This is a genomic window from Chthonomonas sp., assembly GCF_035294165.1.
Lineage (GTDB): Bacteria > Armatimonadota > Chthonomonadetes > Chthonomonadales > Chthonomonadaceae > Chthonomonas.
Map to the genome: position 1 here is coordinate 1 of NZ_DATGLN010000234.1, position 4,771 is coordinate 4,771.

Consider the following 4,771-nt stretch of genomic DNA (forward strand, 5'->3'; position numbering starts at 1 on the left):
ACGGCGGTGAGGTTGTTGGAGGCATCCCAATTATATTGGGTTACCGCACCGGTGGGGTCGGTATGCGAGATACGCCGCCCGGAGCTATCGTAGGTGTCGGTGCTGGTGTGGCCGTTGGGGTCGCTAACCGATGTTTGGCCCGATGCATAGGCGAAGGTGGTGGTGTTGCCCAGCGGGTCGGTCTCCGAGGCTAAGGTGTCGTTGGAGTTGTAGGTGAACTGCCACTTGTTGCCCCTCAAATCGGTAAGGGTAGTAATGTCGTTGGTGCTGTTGTAGGCCAACTGAAGGCTATAGTTGGTGTTGTTGAGCGTTGGCCAAGTAATCGAGGTCAGCACGCCCCCTCCTCCGGTAGAGAGCGCCTGGAAGGAGTTGGGACGAACCGCGTTGGGGCTAAGGCTTCCGCTGGAGCCGCTTGTGCCGCCGCTGCCACCTCCACTGCCTCCGCCGGAAGAGGTGGAGTAGGTAAAGCTCCAAACCCGTCCCAAAGGATCGGTCAGGGAGGCAATTTGCCCGCTGCTGTTATAGGCCAAAGTCAACTTGCGGCCCGACGGGTCTACCACCGAAGTCACCTGGTTACCGGTATTTCGGTTAATGGTCACGGTATTGCCGTTGGGGTCGGAGAAGGCCGTACACACCCACGCGGTGCCGTTGGGGTTGGTGAAGGTGTAGGCCACTTGCTCGTGGGTGGTAAGGATGTAGCTGCTGCCGTTGGCCACGAGGGTCTCATAGATGCCGGCCGGGGGCGTGTAGGTGCCGTTGATGTTTTTGGTAAAGGTGTAGCGGCGGCCATCGCCCCAGGTGACGGTGGCGTTGCCCGTGCTATCGAAGCTAAGGGAGATGTCGTAGGTTTGGCTCCATTTGGGCCCCAGTTCGGCAGAAGTGGTGCTAAGGCTGTTGTGGTAGAGCGTGAAATCTACCGTCAGCCCACCGCGGGCCGTCCAACTTACCAAAGGAATAGAGGTCAGCTTGTTGCCGTTGGCGGTGTTCACCCCGGCCACTTCATTTTGCCAGGGGTAGGCCGCGCCATCGGCTGCAACCGGTTGGGGACTCGGCGAGAGGCTGCTGGCGCCCCATATACGCGCCATCTCTTTGGGGCTTAGCAGCCGAAAGCCGGGAAAGTGCGGCTTTACGGCCAGGGCGCGTTGCCGCTGCGCCACGGCCGCCGCGGCGAGCATGGGCGGAGCCAACAGAAAACTCCAGAAAAAGGCTCCGGCCACCATCAGAGCGGTAAACCGCTCAAAACGACTTCGTTGATGGACGTTTTTCATGAGTCTCTCTAAATGCTTTTGCTTGAGTGGTTTGACAGGCCCGGAGGAGAGAGGGTAAACTATCCCTAGCGCCTCCGGGCGTTGTGCACACCGTTCTTCCTGCTTTCTCTTGGCCGAGACCGGGAAGAACGGTTTTGCTTTTGCCGAGAAGGCTTGCGGAAAAGACAATGGGGCTTTTCCGACGCTGCCCTCGGCAAAAACGCTAGGCGGCGGGCTGCACCTGCAGGTGGCAGCGCAGCGCCGGTTTTGCAGACGTTGCTGCAGGCAAACGCCGCAACAACAGCAGATACCCCCCGCTCAACGACAGCAGGCGCTCTTGCGAGAGGGTTTGCGGATGCCCCACACTGGGGTCTTGAACGGTGACCGTGGGGTGCTTGGGGTCTTTGGAGAGGGAAAAGACGGCGATGAAATGATGGCCGTTTACCCAAGCGATGGCGGGCATAGGCAGCAAGGGCAGCACCCTGCGCCCGGTCTGCACGCCGGTAGCCTGCAAACCCAACTTATGCGCGGCCTGTGCAAGGGAGAGCAGGGTGGTACCCCTCGGGGTCAAAGCACAGAGCCTTCGCACCTGCGCCAAGGTGGGGTGCAGTCCCAGATATCGGCACACCAACAGCAAGGCGCGTGGCCCGCAATCCGCTTGGGCAAAAGAGGCCTGTTGCATAGAGGATGCTGTCTTTTGCGAAGAGGGACTATGAGGCATAAGACAGAGCTGAATTTGGTCTTGCAAAAAGGCGTTTTGCGTGGAATTGAGGGCGAGAACGTGCGGAATGCATTGAAGGAGACGGGTGGCCTTTTGGGGTTGGTGGTGCCGATAGAGGTTTTGGGCCTGTTGGTAAAGGGGCAGGCTTTGCACCTGCTCGATGGCCTGCAGAGGGTCGTAAGGCGGAGCGGAAGTCCCTACAGGCGGTCGCGGTCGAGATGCCTTATGGGTGTGTAAGGAGAGCAGGAGGGCAATAGCCCCCAGAATCAGCAGCGCGCCAAGCGCGTCGAGGACACGATATGGTTTTACCGAAGTAAAACGGGGGGGGTAAAACCCTTCAGAAATAACGATGGTTTTGTTCGCGTTGTTCTCGTTTGCATAGATGATCTCCTCTTTAGGGAAGCATAAATGGAAACTTACCAAGCTCTCGATATAAGCTTGAAAGCGGTAACTACCTCTTAGAGGACAGGATAGACCTCGTCAGAAGAAGTTGAGCAACGCTGCTACTATATTATACACAACCCATAGAGCGCTGTCAAGAACACTGGAAAAATTTTTTTGTGTTTTTTTTAAGAAGAACCAGCCTGTGGGTGCAAAAGGCCGACTCTTACTTACGATTTCCGAGAGAGGCTGGCTTGGCAGGCCGGTTCGCTTGAAAACCGCCGAGGCAAGCACGTTAGCCCCTTCCTCTCGCTTTTGGCAGGAAAATAGGCGTTTGCGGGGTAGAATTATCTCAACTTTCGGGTGCAATGAGGTTACCGATGCGTCGTCTATCCCTTCTTTGCCTATTTCTCTGCGTTTGCCTTCGATGCGCCTACTCTCAGACCTCCCAAACCCCTCCACCGCTCGTGGGCTGCTACTATTTTGACGGCTGGGCCGATCGCTCCTCGAATAACTTTCACCTTGACGGCATGCCCAAAAACTATCCGCAAAGGGAGCCATTGAGCGGCTGGTATGATGACACCTTGCCTCTCGTTCACCAACAGGTGGTGTGGGCACGGCAGGCAGGCATCGCCTTCTTTATCTTTGATTGGTACTACCTCGCCCACGATTCAAACCCGCATGAGCGCAAATCGTTGAATTCGGCCGTGCAGTTCTTTCGTAGCGACCCAAATAAGCTGGGCATGCGGTATGCCCTGCTGTATGTAAACAACGGCCTCTTCAGCATCCCTCCTTCGGAGTGGGATGCCCAATGTGAGCGCTGGATTAAAGAGGATTTTTCCGATGCCAACTACGTTAAAATCAACGGCAAACCCTTGTTGGTGGTCTTTAGTGTGGGCGACATGGAACAGACCTGGGGCGGCGTAGAGGGCGTAGCGAAGGCCTGGCAACGTCTGCGTGAACTTGCCCAACAGGCCGGCCTGCCGGGGATATATCTGGTAGCATGTGCCACCCCAGGCCCTCAGCATGGTTGGAACGACCTTAATCGGCTGGTGCAGGAGGGCTACGATGCCTTCTCCGGCTACAACTATCCGGGAGTGCCAGGCACACACGAAGGCGAAAACCCCTACGCCCTGCTTATAGACGGCAGTTTACAGATTTGGGACGATTTCGCCAACGACGGCAGAAAGCCCTATATTCCCGTAATCACCGATGGGTGGGACCCACGCCCCTGGCACGAAACCGACTTTTGGTATACCCGCACCCCTCAGGAGTTCGAGCTGTTTGTGCGGATGGCACGCGAGTGGTGGCTGGCCCACCCCAATATGCATGTGCTGCCCGATCGGCCCCTCCTGTTTGTGGAGGCATGGAATGAGCTGGGGGAAGGTAGCTACATCGTGCCTACTAAAGGCGACCGATTTGCCTACCTCGATGCCCTAAAACGCGCTTTGAAATAGCCCCTTAAGGCGTTTGCCGTTAGGCCGTGTCATACCGGAAAGTTCTTTCCGTATTATAACTGCGAAGGCGATCTCGCGACTATATGGCTGAAACCCGTTGCCAAAATAGGGGGAACGAAATGGTTGCCGATCGTATCGCACCGCAGAGAAAAGGGGCCTTATACCGCTCTCTGTTCTTAGGAAAGCGGCGCTTACGAATGCAAAATACCCTTCAAGGAGAGACACCTATAGCCCGCCGCACGCTCATTTTATATAACCCTAAAGCCGGCAGCCTCAAGGCGAGGCAAACCAAAAATGGCGATCCCGCCCAAGATGAGGGCGTAACGATACTGCATGAGGCGGCAAAGGAGGTTGGGCTGGATGCCACCATCGAGCCGACGCCGCCCCCGGAGGCTCTCCATCAACGGCTTCTGGCCGCTCAAGCCGAGGGATACGAGGTGGTCGCCGCTGCCGGGGGCGATGGAACCGTTCGTCCACTAGCACAGGCGCTTGTCAGCACCTCAAGGCCTGCGCCCTCTCCCTCTACGCCGGCACCGGAGTCTTCAGAAAATCTTGCGATGAGGGCGCCCTCCCTCGCTCTGGGCGTTCTGCCGGTAGGAACCGATAACAACTTTGCCCATTCGTTGGGCATTCCTTTCTCCCTACCTGAAGCTATGCAGATTTTGGCAACGGCTCCCGTGCGGCATGTAGATGTGGGTCGCATTGGGGAGGAGTATTTTTTAGAGGCTGCAGGGGTGGGGCTTTTCGCCCAGATTATCTCTCTATTCGGCCCGGATGGGCCGCGCCTTTTTCGATTCGGAAGAGATTGGCGGCTGCTTCTGCCGCTTCTGCTGAACCCGCCTGCCCGTCGCCTTCAACTGATGCTCGACGGGGTCGCCTACGCAGAAGAGGTAACCATGGCTTCGATATGCAACTCAGTCTACCTTGGCGCCCGCTTCGCAGTCGCCCCCGACGCCAAACTAGAC

General features: G+C 57.2%; 4 protein-coding genes. 2 read left to right on the plus strand and 2 right to left on the minus strand.

Features of this window, described 5'->3' with window-relative positions:
- Both VKV29_RS13125 and VKV29_RS13130 read right to left on the minus strand, forming a co-directional pair.
- The coding region (locus VKV29_RS13125) for a DUF6531 domain-containing protein (protein ID WP_324201765.1) at window positions 1-1,268 on the minus strand (1,268 nt) is incomplete at its 3' end.
- A 202-nt stretch (window positions 1,269-1,470) separates the two neighbouring features.
- On the minus strand, window positions 1,471-2,391 hold the full coding sequence (locus tag VKV29_RS13130; protein WP_324201766.1) for a cysteine peptidase family C39 domain-containing protein: 921 nt from the start codon (window positions 2,389-2,391) through the stop codon (window positions 1,471-1,473).
- A gap of 338 nt (window positions 2,392-2,729) precedes the next feature.
- Here VKV29_RS13130 and VKV29_RS13135 point away from each other — a divergent pair, with 338 nt between their 5' ends.
- Both VKV29_RS13135 and VKV29_RS13140 read left to right on the plus strand, forming a co-directional pair.
- On the plus strand, window positions 2,730-3,806 hold the full coding sequence (locus VKV29_RS13135) for a glycoside hydrolase family 99-like domain-containing protein (protein WP_324201767.1): 1,077 nt from the start codon (window positions 2,730-2,732) through the stop codon (window positions 3,804-3,806).
- 197 nt (window positions 3,807-4,003) lie between these two features.
- Window positions 4,004-4,771 (plus strand): diacylglycerol/lipid kinase family protein (locus VKV29_RS13140; protein WP_324201768.1); only part of this gene is annotated, 768 nt, incomplete at its 3' end.